This window comes from Streptosporangium sp. NPDC051022 (assembly GCF_040683035.1).
Lineage (GTDB): Bacteria > Actinomycetota > Actinomycetes > Streptosporangiales > Streptosporangiaceae > Streptosporangium.
On record NZ_JBFBCF010000034.1, the window covers coordinates 90,281 to 104,061 of the forward strand.

The window sequence follows — 13,781 nt, forward strand, 5'->3', positions numbered from 1 at the left end:
CCGCTCGGCCAGTGGTTCACGGCAATTGGTCTGGGCCGGTCCGAGCCTGGTCCGTGCGTGGTCCGGGTCGGCGGTTCACGGTCTCCGGTCCGGGACGTGTCCGACGGGATCCGCCGTATCCGTCACATCCGTCTCATCCGCCGCACCTGTCGTGCCCGTTACGCCTGTCGCGTCCGCCGTACCCGCCATCAGGCGTCGTCTCCCATGTCCGGGCCCGCGGTGGCCGCGGCCTCCATCTCGGAGCCGGGAAAGCCCAGCGCGGCGAGGAAGAACGCCTTCCACGCGACGGAGACCCGTACCGTGACCTCGGCCTGGCCCGCGCCGACCGTGCACTCCCCGAGCCGGACCTCCGCGCCGGAGTAGGCCGAGACCATCTCCTCGGCCTTGGCGCACACGGTGCCGTCGTCCAGCAGCTGGGCCTGGCCGGTGGCGCGCAGGTGCTCGACGTCGATCTGGTCGGCGGCGGCCCTGGCCGCCTGCTCGGCGATGTCGGCGGCCCGCAGCCTGGCGTTGATGGCGGCCCCGCCGTCGACGAGCAGCCCAGCCAGCATGAAGACCACCACCGAGAAGATCACGGTGAAGACCGACATCGACCCCCGGTCCCGCCCGGTCCCGGGCATCCGGCTCCGTCTGCCCCTCGGCGCTCTTCCGGCGGCGGGGTCCGTCACGGGCGGCCCGGCCGGACCACGGGAGGTCCCGGCCTCGCGGGGAAGGGTCATTCCTCCACCCTCCGGAACTGTTCCAGGGGGGCCACCGAGTCGCCCTTCATCTCCTTGGCGGCGCCGAACCCGAGGAAGTCGAGGTCGAGTGAGCAGGTCACCGTCGCCTTCACCCGGCCGCCCGCCCCCCAGTCGTTGACGTCCAGGCTGACCTCGGGCTCGCACTCGCCCGACAGCGCGGCCTTGGCGGCCTCCTGGGCGGCGTTCTCGGCGTCGGGGCGGGTGCGCTCGACGGAGGCGGCCCTGGCGGCGTCCCTGGCGGCGCCGTTGACCTCGCCCTGGGCCTCGACCACCCGTCCCGCGCCGACCAGGAACAGCAGGAACAGCAGGAAGACCGGCGCCAGCAGCACCGTCTCGGCCGACAGCGACCCGCGGTCGCCGCCGCGCCGGCGCGTGCCGCGCCGTACGCGCCGGTGGGGAGACCGGAGGGTCACTGGCATCCCTCACTGCCGTCGTCGGGGCGGAAGCACTCGACGGGACCGCCGAAACGCGAGGTGATGGTGAAGGTCGTCGACGGCAGCAGGGGGACGACCTGGACCGCGGTCGCGGTGATCTCGACGCCCCGCAGGCCGCCCTCCTCCCAGGTCTTCACCGTCGCGCCGTCGAGAAGCTTGGGGCCGATGGCCTTGAGCACGTCCTCGGCCTTGGAGGTGGCGTCCTGCTGCCAGGAGTCGCTGTCGATCCGGGCGAGCCGTGACCCCTCCCGCGCGGCGGCGTCGGCCACCTGGCGGCCGTGGAACCACAGGGCGAACTGCACGACGAGCAGGACGACGGCCAGCACCACCGGCATGATCATCGCCAGCTCGATGACGGCCGCGCCCCGCTCACGGTCGCGAGGCCGGGTGGCGCGCACGCGCGCCTCAGCCGTTGCCGCCACCCGGGCCACCTCCGCCGTTACCACCGCCGGTGCCGCCGCCCCCGCCGCCGAACTGGTCGGAGATCTCGGCCTGTCTGCCCTCGACCAGGCTCTTGATGAGGGTGGCGAGACCGAGGGCGACCCCGGCGATGATGGCGGTGATGATGACCCACTCGACGGCGGAGGCGCCCCTGCTCGGAGCGTTGCGCGCCCTGTCGATCCGTACGCTCAGGAAGGTCGTCGCGTAGACGATCCACGGATGGCTCAGCATGGTCAGGACCCCAACATCTTCATAGCGGCCGGAAAACTGAGGAAGATCACGAAGCCGGCGCAGAGCAGGAGCTGGGCGACGAGCATCGACTGGGAACGCTCGCCCGCCTGTCCCTCGATCTCGGCGAGCTCGCGCCGCCGCAGGGTCGCGGCACGGGCGGTCAGCGACGAGCGCACCTTGGCGCCGTCGTCGGCGACCAGCCCGAGCGCCGCGGACAGGTCGCGCAGCTCGTCGACGTTGATCTCGTCGCCGAGCTGCCCGAGGGCCTGCCAGGGGGTGATGCCGACGATCCTGGCGTTTCCCAGCGCCTCACGGATGCGGGTCATCGCCCAGTTGACGCCCTCGTCGTCGGCGCCGGGGCTGCCGACGGAGACCGCCATCATCAGCGCCTCGGGCACGCCGCGCCCGCCCGCCAGGTTCATCGCCACCAGGTCCAGGAAGGCGCCGACGACGTGCCGGAAGTCGCGGCGCATCCGCGCGGCGTCCCGCTTGACCTGCAGGTCGGGCAGGACGAAGAAGACCCCGGAGACGGCGAGGGCGGCCCACAGCGGGACCGTGAGCGAGACACCCCACTCCATCAGCACCAGCCAGCCGAGCAGCAGCGGGAAGGCCAGCAGCCCGGAGACGGCCAGCAGCGCCTTGGTCGCCAGGAAGCCCTCGAAGGACCTGCCGAGCAGGGCCAGGTCGGCCTTGGCCGAGCGGGCCTCCCAGCCTCTGGCGGCGTACAGGCGTGCCAGCCGTACGCCCAGACCACGCCGGAGTGCGCTGACCTCCTCGTCGGGCAGCAGGAGCCGGGCGCGCGGGGCCTCGGTGCCCTCCCTGGCCGCGTCGAGCGCCAGAAGCCGGGTCACCAGCCCGGGGCGGGCCGGGAAGAGCGCTCTGACCAGCAGGAACAGGCCCAGCCCGAGCACGCCTCCGGCGATCAGGGCGTTAGTCTGCATCGCGCACCTCGCCTCCCGACGGCAGGCCCAGCAGCCTGGCGGGCTTGTCGAAGCGGGCCAGGCGGCGCATCCAGGCGAAACCGGCGCCGAAGAACCCGGCGACCACGACGAGCACGGCCTGGCCGAGGGTGTTGTCGTACTCGGCGACGTAGGAGGGGTTGAACACGACCAGCGCGACGGCGAAGGCGATGGCCGTGCCGACCACGATCTGCACGCTCCGCCGGGTCGAGCGGCGCTCGGCCTCGACGCGGCGGCGCATGTCGAGCTCCTCACGGGCCGAGACGGCCAGCGCGCCGAGCACGTCGCGCAGGCCGGGGCCGCGCAGCTTGGAGTTGAGGATGAGCGCGGCCACGACCAGGTCGGCCGAGGGGTCGTCGAGTTCGTCGGCGAAGATCCTGAGCGCGTCGGGCAGCGGCATCCGGGTGTGCAGGCGGTCGACCAGCGAGAGCAGGTGCGGGCGGAGCATCGGCGCCGCGGCCCGGACCGAGGACGGGATCGCCTGTTCCAGGCCCGCGGCTCCGGCGATGGTGTCGCGGAGCGACTCGGTCCAGGCGGCCAGTCCCTCCAGGCGCCGCATCGCCGTGCGTTCCTCGGCCGCGCCGCCGGACAGGCCCCGCCATCCCAGCGCGAGCAGTACGGCCCCCACCGCCATCACCGGCCACCCGGTCACCACGAGCACGAGGACCCCCGCGATGGCGCCTGCCGCCGAGCGGGTCGACAGGGCGCGGACGAGCTCCCGCCGTCCCGCCTTTTTGCCGGGGGTGGCGGGCCTGGGGGTCACGCCGTAGAGGGAGACGCCGAGCAGGAACAGCCCGGCGCCGATCGCCGCGCCCGCGAGCATGACCAGGGGGTCGAGCAGCCCGGGGGGAATGCCGATCATCCCCACCCCCCGGGGTCGTAGCCGTAGTAGGCCAGCTCCTCCATGCAGGACAGGGGGGCGTTCGGCAGGACCTTGCCCTCCGGCCCGAGGGCGAACACCTCCGAGGAGAGCACCCTGCCGTCGACGCCGGCCACCTCGCGCACGCTCGACACGAAGCGGCGCAGCGTGCCGCCCCTGGCGTACTCGTTGCGCTTCTCGATGAAGACCACGAAGTCGATCGCGCCCGCGATGAGCATGTGGGTCGCCTCGATCGGCAGGCGCTCGGCGGCCTGGAGGGCGTAGGTGGCGATACGGTTGAAGACCTCCATCGAGGAGTTGGCGTGGATGGTGGACAGCGAGCCGTCGTTGCCCTGCGTCATCGCGTTGAGCATGGTGACGATCTCGTCGCCGAGGACCTCTCCGACGATCACCCGGGACGGGTTCATGCGCAGCGAGCGGCGGACGAGCTCGGCCATGGAGATCTCGCCCTGGCCCTCGGAGTTGGGCAGCCTCTGCTCGAAGGCGACCACGTTGGGGTGGAGCTCGGAGAACTGGTCGAGGCCGAGCTCCAGCGCGCGTTCCACGGTGATCAGGCGTTCGGAGGGCGGGATCTCGTTGGCCAGCGCGCGCAGCAGGGTCGTCTTCCCGGCGTTGGTGGAGCCGGCGATCATGATGTTCTTGCGGGCCGCGACGGCGGCCGACAGGAAACGGCCCAGCTCGGAGGTGAGGGTGCCGTTTCCCACCAGGTCGCTGAGGAAGACCTTGCCGAGGCGGGAGCGGCGGATGGAGACGGCGGGGCGGATCGTCACGTCCATCACCGCCGAGAGCCGGGAACCGTCCGGCAGGCGCAGGTCGAGCTGGGGGTTGGCGGTGTCGAAGGGCCTGCTGGACAGGCCGCTGTAGGCGGCGAGGATCTGGATCAGCTCGACGAGCTCCTCGTCGGAGTCGGCGACCGGCTCGCGCATGAGCTCCTGGCCGTCGGCGTAGCCGACGAAGACCCGGTCGCAGCCGTTGATGTCGATGTTCTCGACGTCGGGGTCGTCCAGCAGCGGCTGCAGGCGGCCGACGCCGAACAGCGCGGCGTGGATGCCCGCGGCGAGCGCCTCCTCCTCCTCGGCGCTCGGCGGGGTGCGGCCGACGCCGATCTCGCCGCGCGCGAACTCCTCCAGCACCTGCGCGATCAGCGCGCGGGCGAACTGGCGCTCGTCCTCACCGCTCATCGGGGCCAGGCCGCTGGCCTGGTCGAGACGCCGCTGGTGGGCCAGCCGGTCGCCGACCTCCTGCCGGAAGCGCTTCACCAGGGTGTGGTCGACGCTCATAGGGCCGGCTCCGGGGCGCGGACCTGGGCGACCAGGCGGCCCGCCAGCTCGCGGGCGGTACGGATCAGCAGGGAGCGGTCGAGGCGTCCGCCCCACTGGCCGCGCAGCAGTTCGGCGCCCTTGGGGTCGTGCGCGATCCCGGTCACGAAGGCGACCTCCCTGCCGGTCGCGAAGACGATCCGGCGGACCTCGTCGATCGTCGTGCGGTACTGCCGGGGGTCGGCGATCACCACCACCGCGACCTGCGAGGAGCGGGGCAGCACCTGCAGGCGTTCCCTCAGGTGGGCGACGTGGTCCAGGCTGGCCCTGGTGAACAGCACGACCAGCGCGGCCTCGGCCACCAGCTCGGCCATCTCGGGGTGGCCGCCCAGGCGGCCGCAGTCGGCCAGCACGTCGGCGTGGGGCAGCGCGGCCAGGGTACGGCCGAGCGGGCCCCAGAGCCAGGTCAGCCCGGCGGCCTGCTCGCCGTGGGTCAGCCCGGCCAGCACGTCGAGGCCGCCGACGATCCGCTGGGTGTGTTCGTAGATCTGCTCGGGCTGCAGGCCGCGGCGGGCGGTCGCGCCCAGGGTGAGCAGCCCCCGGGCGGGGTTGAGCACTCCCCCGTCGGCGGCGGGGAGACGGTAGGCGAGGTCCCCTCCCGCGGGGTCGCACTCGGCCAGCAGCACCGCGCGCGGCCAGATCGCGCCCAGCGCGGTGGCCGCCGTGGTGACACCGGGCGCGCCCTTGTCGGCGGCCAGCACGATGAGCGCCATGTCAGCGCGCCCCGGGCAGCTCGACCACGGCGACCTCGCCGCTGGAGGAGTAGGTGCTGATCGCGGGGGCGTCCTTGACGTCCACGATGATCGCCACCTGGCCGCTCGGGCCGCCTCTGCTGTTGGGGACGAACCGGTGGACGAGCGCGCTCTGTGACAGGACCCGGCTCTGCGCGGTCGCCCCGTCGCCCCGGCCGGGCACGTAGATCACCTGGACCCGGTCGCCCTCGTCCAGGGTGATGGGCATCTGGCCCGGCTTGAGCGCCAGGCCGACGATGGCCTTGCCCGGGCCGAGCTCGCTGCTGGTGGAGACGACCATGTCGCGGGTCAGCAGGGTGCCCGGCAGGAGGGTGACGCGGGCGAAGTTCTGCGCGACCTGGTCGCGCTGGGCCCACGGCACGTAGCCGAGGTCGGTGCCGGCGACCTGGACCTCCCGCATGGAGGTCGTGAGCATCCGCTGGCCCGCGCCGATCTGCTTGGTGATCACGATCGCGGAGACCCTGTCGCCGCTGCGCAGGACCAGGAGGGTGGTGGCGAGCGCGCCGCCCAGGATGAGCAGCAGGGCGAGGGCCGCGAGCGCGGGTTTGCGCTCACGCGGGGACACGGGGAGCTTGCGCGACGCCGGGCCGGAAAGGCCTGCCTGCTGGCCTGGCCGTTCGGCGTTCACCTGGCCGCGGCCGGCCGGCTTCTCACTGGTCCTCATGGGCAGGGGGACTCCCAGAGCGATCACAAATGGGACTACTGCTTGAATTTACGTCATTATGCGCACCGCACCGGTGAACTCGTGGACAAAATCCAGGTCCCATGCTCGTTTGATAGGAACAGGTCTGTCAACGCCGATCCGGTGGAACCTGGCGGTTTGGTGAGGTGACAGATAGCTTATTGGGTGATAAGCCACCTATTAGCTCGTGTATGATCCGCCCCCTACGTTTACCGTCGTCATTCAGGGGGAAAGTCCCGCGGCCTTCGGCCCGCGACCCGAAGGCCGCGCGCCTTCCATCGCCTGAACCCGTTCAAAATGTGCCATCCTTACGCCATGGTCAACTGGTTCAGACGCGGCACGCCGAGTTCGGAATCCGTTCAGGTCTTCTTTACCCCGGCGGCCGGACACCCGCGGATCGCCCGCCCGCGCCACGGCACGGCAGGCCGCGAAACCGGGCACGAAACCGGACGCAGAATCGGACACGAAGTCGGATACGGGGCCGAGCGCGCCGCCACGGCGTTCGCCTGAGTTTTCCACAGCCCCGCGCGGCATTCCCCGGAGCTTCGAAGCGGCGAATGCCCATTTAAAACGGCATAACCACTCGGCATCTCCGACAGTTTTCCACAGGCTGCCACGTTTTCCACATACCCATCCACGAGCGACGGCATTGCCGCAAAACGCCCCTGCGAGGCGAGCGCCACTCTGTACCGTGGACCGGGGTTCCGACCCGAGGAGAGCGTCGATGCGCATCATGCTCACCGTGCTCAACCAGCACGCCGACCGCGACGTGGTGGTCGAGGGCGACGAGACGACCACGGTGGCGCGGCTCGCCGAGGCTCTCGCCGGGCAGGGCGGTGAGCGGCCCAGCAACGTGGTACGGCTGACGCGCAGCAAGGCACCGTACGGGCTGGGCCGCGACGCGGACGCCGAACCCCCGGCCCTCTGGCTGGACGGCCGCCCCCTCGACCCCGCCGCGACCACGCTCGGCCTGCTCCGTGACGGCGACCTCATCACCCTCGACCGGGACCTGGCCGCGGCCACCGTCTCCGAGGAACCCGGCGGCATCGTGGAGATCCGGGTGGTCGGCGGCCCCGCCGCAGGATCCGTGCACCGGCTCAGCCTCGGGGTCCACACCGTCGGCTCCGACCCCGCCTGCGCGGTCGCCGTCGCCGACCCCGCGCTGCCCGGCGAGGCGGCCGTGGTTCGGCTCACCCCCGAGGCCATCACCGTGGAGGCGGGAGCGGGGACCGGCGCCGGGAGCGGGACCGCGCCGAGACTGGACCGCGAGCCACTGGACGGCGCGGTGCCGTGGCCCGAGCACGCGGTGCTGACCTGCGGTGCGAGCGTGCTGACCCTCAAGGCCGTCGAGCCCCCCGACGCCCACCTCGACGCCCAGCCCGACGGCGGCCTCGCCTACAACCGGCCGCCCCGGCTCCGCCCGCCGGCGAACCCCAGGCGGTTCGAGGTCCCGGCCGAGCCGAAACGCGCCGAGACCATGCGGCTGCAACTGCTGACCGCGTTCCTGCCCGCCGCGCTCGGCATCGTCATGGCCTGGACGCTCCACATCTGGTACTTCCTGCTGATGGCGCTGATGACACCGCTGATCATGATCGGCCAGTGGTGGAGCGACCGGCGGCACGGCCGCAAGAAGTACCGCCAGCAGATGAAGCAGTACAAGGAGCGGATGAAGGTCTTCGAGGCCGACGTCGAGCAGGCCCGCGCCGACGACGAGGCCGAGCGCCGCGGCGCCGCGCCCGACCCCGCCGAGGTGCTGCTCACCGCGACCGGCCCCCGGCGGCGGCTGTGGGAGCGCCGCGACCACGACCCCGACGCGCTCCGGCTGCGGGTCGGCCTCGCCGACCTGCCCGCCGCCCTGGAGTTCGCCCCGGAACGCTCCGCCCCGGCCGACACCCCGCTCCCCGACCCGCCGACCTGCCACGCGGTGCCGGTCGCCTTCGCCATGCGCCGCCTGGGCGTCGCCGGGCTGACCGGGCCGAGGCCGATGACCGCGGGACTGGCCCGGTGGCTGGTCGGCCAGGCCGCCGCCCTGCACAGCCCCCGCGACCTGGCCATCGTGGTGCTGTCGGCGCACCGCGACGGAGACGAGCGCTGGAACTGGGTGCGCTGGCTGCCGCACTGCGCCCCGCGCGGCGGCGAGGACTGCGTGGCGCTGGTCGGCGCCGACCCGGAGGCCGCGGCCCGCCGGGTGAGCGAGCTGACCGCGCTGATCGACGGACGCCAGGGCGAGGAGGAGGGCTCGTCGGCCAAGCTCTCCCGCATCCCGTCGGGCTGGGGCGACCTGGGCGGCGGCTCCGGCCAGGGCGACCAGAGCCCGGTCTACGACGAACGCCCCCACGACGTGCTGGTCGTCCTGGACGGCGCCCAGATCCTGCGCGCGCTGCCCGGCATGCCGCAGGTCCTGCGCCAGGGCCCCAGGGCCGGCGTCTACACCCTGGCCATCGACGACGACCAGCGGCTGCTGCCCGAGGAGTGCGCCACCGTCGCCGACGTCGCCGAGGACGGCACCGTACGGCTGCGCGGCGGCGGCCTCGAAGGACTCGGCGAGATCCTGGCCGACCAGGTCTCGGCCTCGTGGTGCGACCGGCTCGCCCGCTCCCTGGCCCCCGTGCGCGACGTCAGCCGCGACGACGCCGCCCTCGCCCTGCCCGGCTCGGCGCGGCTGCTCGACCTGCTCGACCTGCCCTCGGTCTCGGGCTCGGCCCTGGCCGAACGCTGGGGCCGGGCGACCGGTGCGCTGATCGGAGCCGGTCCCGACGGGCCGTTCTCCGTCGACCTGCGCCTCGACGGGCCGCACGCGCTCATCGCGGGCACCACCGGCGCGGGCAAGTCCGAGCTGCTGCAGACCCTGATCTGCTCGCTCGCCGCGGTCAACCGGCCCGACGAGATGACGTTCGTGCTGATCGACTACAAGGGCGGGGCCGCCTTCAAGGAGTGCGTACGGCTCCCGCACACGGTCGGCATGGTCAGCGACCTGGACGGCCACCTGACCCAGCGGGCCCTGGCCTCCCTGGCCGCCGAGATCCGCCGCCGCGAACGCCTGCTGCTGGCCGCCGGGGCCAAGGACATCGAGGACTACCACGACTTCCGCGACGCGCAACGGGCCCGTGCCTCACGCGACCTGCTCGTGGCCGGGGGCGGCTCCTCGGTCAGGCAGCTGCGCGGGCGGGCCGAGCCGCTGCAGGCGCTGCCCCGGCTGGTGCTGGTGATCGACGAGTTCGCGGCCATGGTCAGCGAGCTGCCCGACTTCATGACCGGCCTGGTGGACATCGCCAGGCGGGGCCGTTCGCTCGGCATCCACCTGATCCTCGCCACCCAGCGGCCCGGCGGCGTGGTGACCGCCGACATCCAGGCCAACACCTCACTGCGCATCGCGCTGCGGGTCACCGAGGCCTCCGAGTCCACCGACGTCATCGGCAGGCCCGACGCCTCGCACATCTCCAAGTCCACCCCGGGCCGGTGTTACGTGAAGTCGGGTGTGGGCGCGGCGGCGGCCGTACAGACCGCCAGGATCGGCGGGCGGGCCCCGGGAGGTCAGAGCGACGTCAGGACGCGGGTGACGGACGTGGGCTGGCGCGCCCTCGGGCAGCCGCTGGCCCCGCCGGAGGCGCTCCCGGAGAACTCCGCCGTCACCGACATGTCCGTGCTCGTCGACGCCCTGGTCGAGGCCGCCCGCGTCACCGGGATCCCACGTCAGCCCAGCCCCTGGCTGCCGCCGCTCGACGACCTCCTGGTGGCCCCGGGACTGTCGGGCGGGGTGGGGGACGCGCCGCCGTACCGGCCGGGGATCCAGGAGGTGCCGCCGCTGGCGTTCGGGACGACCGACCTGCCGTGGGCGCAGGACCGCAGGCCGCTGGCGCTGGACCTGGCCCGCGGCGGGCACCTGCTCCTGGCGGGCGCGCCCCGCAGCGGCCGGTCGACCGCGCTGCGCACGCTGGCCGGGGCGATCGCGGCGGGAGCCTCCCCCGAGGACGTGCACGTGCACGCGATCGACTGCGGGTCGGGGGCGCTGCTGCCGCTGATGGCCATGCCCCACTGCGGCGCGGTGGTGACCCGCGACCAGCTCGACCGGGTCGAACGGCTGCTGACCCGGCTGCGCGCCGAGATCGGGCGGCGCCAGCAGCTGCTGGCCGAGGCCGGGTACGCGTCGCTGGCCGAGCTGCGCGCTTCCGGCACCGGGCAGCGGCTGCCGTGGCTGGTGCTGATGCTCGACCGGTGGGAGGGGTTCGTCGCCGCCTTCGAGGGCTACGACTACGGGCGCCTGGTCGAGGCGGTCATGCAGTTGCTCCGGGAGGGCCCCGCGGTCGGGCTGCGCGCCGTGGTGACCGGCGACAGGTCCGCGCTGATCGGGCAGATCTCCACGGTCTTCGACGACCGGCTGATCCTGCGCCTGGCCGACCCTGCCGACTACGGCCTGGCCGGGCTGCCCGTCAAGGACCTGCCGACCGCGATGGCCCCGGGCCGCGCGCTGTCCACCGGCGAGCACGGCGTCGTCGAGAGCCAGATCGCGCTGCTCTGCGAGGACCCCTCGGGACCCGCCCAGGTCGCCACGCTCCAGTCGCTCGCCCGCGAGATGCCCGCCCGTTTCGCGGCCGGCCAGGCGGCGGGATACGGCAGGGGGACGGGGTCCGGCGTGGGATCGGGCTCCGGTGCGGCGGCGGAGGCCGGCGGATGGATCTGGGGCGGCGAGCCGCCGCTGCGGGTCGACGCGCTGCCGATGCGGATCACCGCGGCCCAGGCGCTGGAGCTGGCGCCCTCCTTCGAGGCCCCGTCTCCCCTGTGGGCGCTGTTCGGCGTCGGAGGCGACTCGCTCACCCCGCTCGGCGTCGACCTGCTCGCCCACGGCCCCGGCGCGATCGTCGCGGGCCCGTCCCGGTCGGGACGTTCCTCGGCGCTGCTGACCGCCGCCCACTCCCTGCTGGCCCGCGGCACGCCGGTCGTCCTGGTCACCCCCCGCCGCAGCCCGCTCAGCACCCTGGTCGACGCGACGGGGGTGCTTGCCGTACTCGACGCCAACGGCAACCTGGATGAGGCGGTCGCGGGACACGAACGATACGTGGTGATCGTCGACGACGCCGAGCTGATCTCCGCCGACTCGCCCCTCGGCATGGCCCTGGAGCAGGTACTGCGCACGGGACGCGACAGCGAGCACGGCCTCATCGCGGGTGGCACCACCGGCGACCTGACCACCGCCTACCGGGGCTTCGCCGCCGAGGCCCGCAAGGCGCGCACCGGCCTGCTGCTGTCGGTGCAGAGCCCCGCCGACGGCGACCTGTTCACGATCCGCCTGCCCCGGGGCGCGGTGGGCGGCCCTCCGGGACGGGGCCTGCTGGTCACCCTGGGCTCGGTCACCCCCGTCCAGACGGCACTGCCGGGGTGACCTCCGGGCACCGGCGGGCCATCTCCTCCGGAGACCGCCGGATGCCTTTTGACCACTTCGGCCGCTTTGACCACTTCAGCCGCTTTGGCCGCTTTGACCACTTCAGCCGCTTTGACCACTTCAGCCGCTTTGGCCGCTTTGGTCACTTCAGCCGCTCTGGTCACTGCCGGGTTGCCTCCCGGGCGCCTTTCCCGGGCGCCACTCCGCGGCGCCGCGGTTTTCCGGGTGGTCCCGCGCCACGGGAAAAGGGGACCTGAACGATTGCCAAAACGCCGCTTCGGCGTCCAGGAACCGAAACGGCGCTTTGGCGGACGGGGTCAGCGCGTGGCGGACTCGATGTTGCCGCGGTAGGTGTTGATGACGCGGGACGCCTCGGCGAGCTCCTCGGACATACGCTGGAACGCGGCCCGGTAGTTCTGCCAGGCCTCGGTGAAACGCTGGGCACCGGGGCCGGTCCAGGCCGTACCGACCTTTGCGGCCTCCCGGTCGAGAGCGGCCATGGTGGCTCGCACCTGGTCGGCCTGCTGGGTGAACTGGGTGGCCATCTGCTGCATTTCCGCGGGGTTGCCGCCAAGCAAGTTCTGGCTCATGCCAGTCTCCTTACGGATCGGTGTCAGGGGGCTCACCAAACGAAATCACGATAGGCGAGTGGATCACAGCGCTACCCGGATTATGCCGAGCGGTTATGGATCTTTCCATACGCGTGGACCGGTCACCGTTCCTTTTTCGTCGTGACTTCTCGCGACGCAGGAAGGGAGATGCGGGAAGCGGGCAGGACGCGGAAGATTGTGGTGACGGGTGAGGGAACCGGCATCGGCGATGCCTGTCCCGGGGGGGCGGGAATACCTCCCCACGGCGGGCCCCGGCGGTCGAGGTCCCGATCCCGGCAGGTAGGAACGGAGGCTCGGGATTCCCGTTTCGGCGGGCGGGAACCCGACGCGCAGGATCACGATCCTGGCAGGCAGGACCCCGCACTTTCGCGGGATCGGGTGATGCTTACACTCCGTTGAAGGCCCGCCAGCCCCCGTTTCACGCATGATGAAGGGACAACGCCGGTGCAGAAGGTCTTGATCGCCAATCGTGGTGAGATCGCCGTGCGGATCGCTCGTGCCTGTAGGGACGCCGGGCTGGCCAGTGTGGCGGTCTACGCCGAGCAGGACCTGGACGCCCTGCACGTGCAGATGGCCGATGAGGCCCATGCGCTTGGCGGGCGGAGCCCGGCCGAGACCTACCTCGACATCGCCAGGCTTTTGGCGGTGGCCGCGGCCAGCGGGGCGGACGCGGTGCATCCGGGGTACGGGTTCCTGGCCGAGAACGCCGGCTTCGCGCAGGCGGTGATCGATGCGGGGCTGACCTGGATCGGGCCGCCGCCGGCGGCGATCGTGGCGCTGGGTGACAAAGTGCGGGCCCGTCACATCGCGCAGAAGGTGGGGGCGCCGCTGGTGGCCGGGACCGCCGAGCCGGTGGCCGGGGCCGGGCAGGTGGTGGCCTTCGCCGCCGAGCACGGCCTGCCGATCGCGATCAAGGCCGCCTACGGCGGGGGCGGGCGGGGGTTGAAGGTGGCCCGCACCCTGGAGGAGATCCCCGAGCTGTTCGACAGCGCGGTGCGTGAGGCGGTGGCGGCCTTCGGGCGGGGCGAGTGTTTCGTGGAGCGGTACCTGGACCGGCCGCGGCATGTGGAGACCCAGTGCCTGGCCGACGCGCACGGCGGGGTGGTGGTGGTCTCCACCCGGGACTGCTCGCTGCAGCGGCGTCATCAGAAGCTGGTGGAGGAGGCGCCGGCGCCGTTTTTGTCCGCCGGGCAGGTGGAGTCGCTGTACGCCTCCTCCAAGGCGATCTTGCGGGAGGCGGGGTATGTGGGGGCCGGCACGTGTGAGTTCCTGGTCGGCCGGGACGGGACGATCTCGTTTTTGGAGGTCAACACCCGGTTGCAGGTGGAGCATCCGGTCAGTGAGGAGGTCAG

13 protein-coding genes are annotated in these 13,781 nt (G+C 72.7%); 3 read left to right on the top strand and 10 right to left on the bottom strand.

Annotated features, from left to right (window positions below; translation table 11 throughout):
* Positions 1-188: 188 nt before the first annotated feature.
* From AB0N02_RS38425 to AB0N02_RS38465, 9 genes are all read right to left on the bottom strand, one after another.
* Entirely contained in the window at positions 189-620 is a 432-nt protein-coding gene (locus tag AB0N02_RS38425; protein WP_363957353.1) for a pilus assembly protein TadG-related protein, read from the bottom strand.
* A gap of 95 nt (positions 621-715) precedes the next feature.
* The gene (locus AB0N02_RS38430) at positions 716-1,153 is read right to left on the bottom strand and encodes a TadE/TadG family type IV pilus assembly protein (protein WP_363957356.1); all 438 of its coding nucleotides are present in this window, start codon (positions 1,151-1,153) and stop codon (positions 716-718) included.
* Entirely contained in the window at positions 1,150-1,596 is a 447-nt protein-coding gene (locus tag AB0N02_RS38435; RefSeq protein WP_363957359.1) for a TadE family protein, read from the bottom strand. The genes AB0N02_RS38430 and AB0N02_RS38435 overlap by 4 nt, the downstream gene beginning before the upstream one ends.
* Positions 1,580-1,846 (bottom strand): hypothetical protein, encoded by a 267-nt coding sequence (locus tag AB0N02_RS38440; RefSeq protein WP_363957362.1) that lies wholly within the window; start codon positions 1,844-1,846, stop codon positions 1,580-1,582. The genes AB0N02_RS38435 and AB0N02_RS38440 overlap by 17 nt, the downstream gene beginning before the upstream one ends.
* A gap of 2 nt (positions 1,847-1,848) precedes the next feature.
* Positions 1,849-2,787, bottom strand: coding sequence for a type II secretion system protein (locus tag AB0N02_RS38445; protein WP_363957365.1), 939 nt, complete (start codon positions 2,785-2,787; stop codon positions 1,849-1,851).
* Positions 2,777-3,667, bottom strand: a complete 891-nt coding sequence (locus tag AB0N02_RS38450; RefSeq protein ID WP_363957367.1) for a type II secretion system F family protein — start codon at positions 3,665-3,667, stop codon at positions 2,777-2,779. The genes AB0N02_RS38445 and AB0N02_RS38450 overlap by 11 nt, the downstream gene beginning before the upstream one ends.
* Positions 3,664-4,965, bottom strand: coding sequence for an ATPase, T2SS/T4P/T4SS family (locus AB0N02_RS38455; RefSeq protein WP_363957370.1), 1,302 nt, complete (start codon positions 4,963-4,965; stop codon positions 3,664-3,666). Before AB0N02_RS38455 ends, AB0N02_RS38450 begins: the two co-directional genes overlap by 4 nt.
* On the bottom strand, positions 4,962-5,717 hold the full coding sequence (locus AB0N02_RS38460) for a hypothetical protein (protein ID WP_363957373.1): 756 nt from the start codon (positions 5,715-5,717) through the stop codon (positions 4,962-4,964). The genes AB0N02_RS38455 and AB0N02_RS38460 overlap by 4 nt, the downstream gene beginning before the upstream one ends.
* A gap of 1 nt (position 5,718) precedes the next feature.
* On the bottom strand, positions 5,719-6,420 hold the full coding sequence (locus AB0N02_RS38465) for a hypothetical protein (protein ID WP_363957376.1): 702 nt from the start codon (positions 6,418-6,420) through the stop codon (positions 5,719-5,721).
* A gap of 333 nt (positions 6,421-6,753) precedes the next feature.
* Here AB0N02_RS38465 and AB0N02_RS38470 point away from each other — a divergent pair, with 333 nt between their 5' ends.
* Both AB0N02_RS38470 and AB0N02_RS38475 read left to right on the top strand, forming a co-directional pair.
* Positions 6,754-6,948, top strand: coding sequence for a hypothetical protein (locus AB0N02_RS38470; protein WP_363957379.1), 195 nt, complete (start codon positions 6,754-6,756; stop codon positions 6,946-6,948).
* A gap of 214 nt (positions 6,949-7,162) precedes the next feature.
* Positions 7,163-11,818 carry an FtsK/SpoIIIE domain-containing protein gene (locus AB0N02_RS38475; protein ID WP_363957382.1) on the top strand — a complete coding sequence of 1,552 codons (4,656 nt, stop codon included), beginning with the start codon at positions 7,163-7,165 and terminating at the stop codon, positions 11,816-11,818.
* A gap of 317 nt (positions 11,819-12,135) precedes the next feature.
* Here AB0N02_RS38475 and AB0N02_RS38480 read toward each other — a convergent pair whose 3' ends face one another.
* The gene (locus AB0N02_RS38480; RefSeq protein WP_184755698.1) at positions 12,136-12,408 is read right to left on the bottom strand and encodes a WXG100 family type VII secretion target; all 273 of its coding nucleotides are present in this window, start codon (positions 12,406-12,408) and stop codon (positions 12,136-12,138) included.
* Between the two features lie 465 nt (positions 12,409-12,873).
* Here AB0N02_RS38480 and AB0N02_RS38485 point away from each other — a divergent pair.
* The coding region (locus tag AB0N02_RS38485; protein ID WP_363957385.1) for a biotin carboxylase N-terminal domain-containing protein at positions 12,874-13,781 on the top strand (908 nt) is incomplete at its 3' end.

Bases quoted from the DNA above. Each gene is read 5' to 3' on its own strand.
- AB0N02_RS38475 (WP_363957382.1), top strand. From the start codon at position 7,163: ATGCGCATCATGCTCACCGTGCTCAACCAGCACGCCGACCGCGACGTG.
- AB0N02_RS38480 (WP_184755698.1), bottom strand. From the start codon at position 12,408: ATGAGCCAGAACTTGCTTGGCGGCAACCCCGCGGAAATGCAGCAGATG.
- AB0N02_RS38455 (WP_363957370.1), bottom strand. From the start codon at position 4,965: ATGAGCGTCGACCACACCCTGGTGAAGCGCTTCCGGCAGGAGGTCGGC.
- AB0N02_RS38465 (WP_363957376.1), bottom strand. From the start codon at position 6,420: ATGAGGACCAGTGAGAAGCCGGCCGGCCGCGGCCAGGTGAACGCCGAA.
- AB0N02_RS38450 (WP_363957367.1), bottom strand. From the start codon at position 3,667: ATGATCGGCATTCCCCCCGGGCTGCTCGACCCCCTGGTCATGCTCGCG.
- AB0N02_RS38440 (WP_363957362.1), bottom strand. From the start codon at position 1,846: ATGCTGAGCCATCCGTGGATCGTCTACGCGACGACCTTCCTGAGCGTA.
- AB0N02_RS38425 (WP_363957353.1), bottom strand. From the start codon at position 620: ATGCCCGGGACCGGGCGGGACCGGGGGTCGATGTCGGTCTTCACCGTG.
- AB0N02_RS38460 (WP_363957373.1), bottom strand. From the start codon at position 5,717: ATGGCGCTCATCGTGCTGGCCGCCGACAAGGGCGCGCCCGGTGTCACC.
- AB0N02_RS38470 (WP_363957379.1), top strand. From the start codon at position 6,754: ATGGTCAACTGGTTCAGACGCGGCACGCCGAGTTCGGAATCCGTTCAG.
- AB0N02_RS38445 (WP_363957365.1), bottom strand. From the start codon at position 2,787: ATGCAGACTAACGCCCTGATCGCCGGAGGCGTGCTCGGGCTGGGCCTG.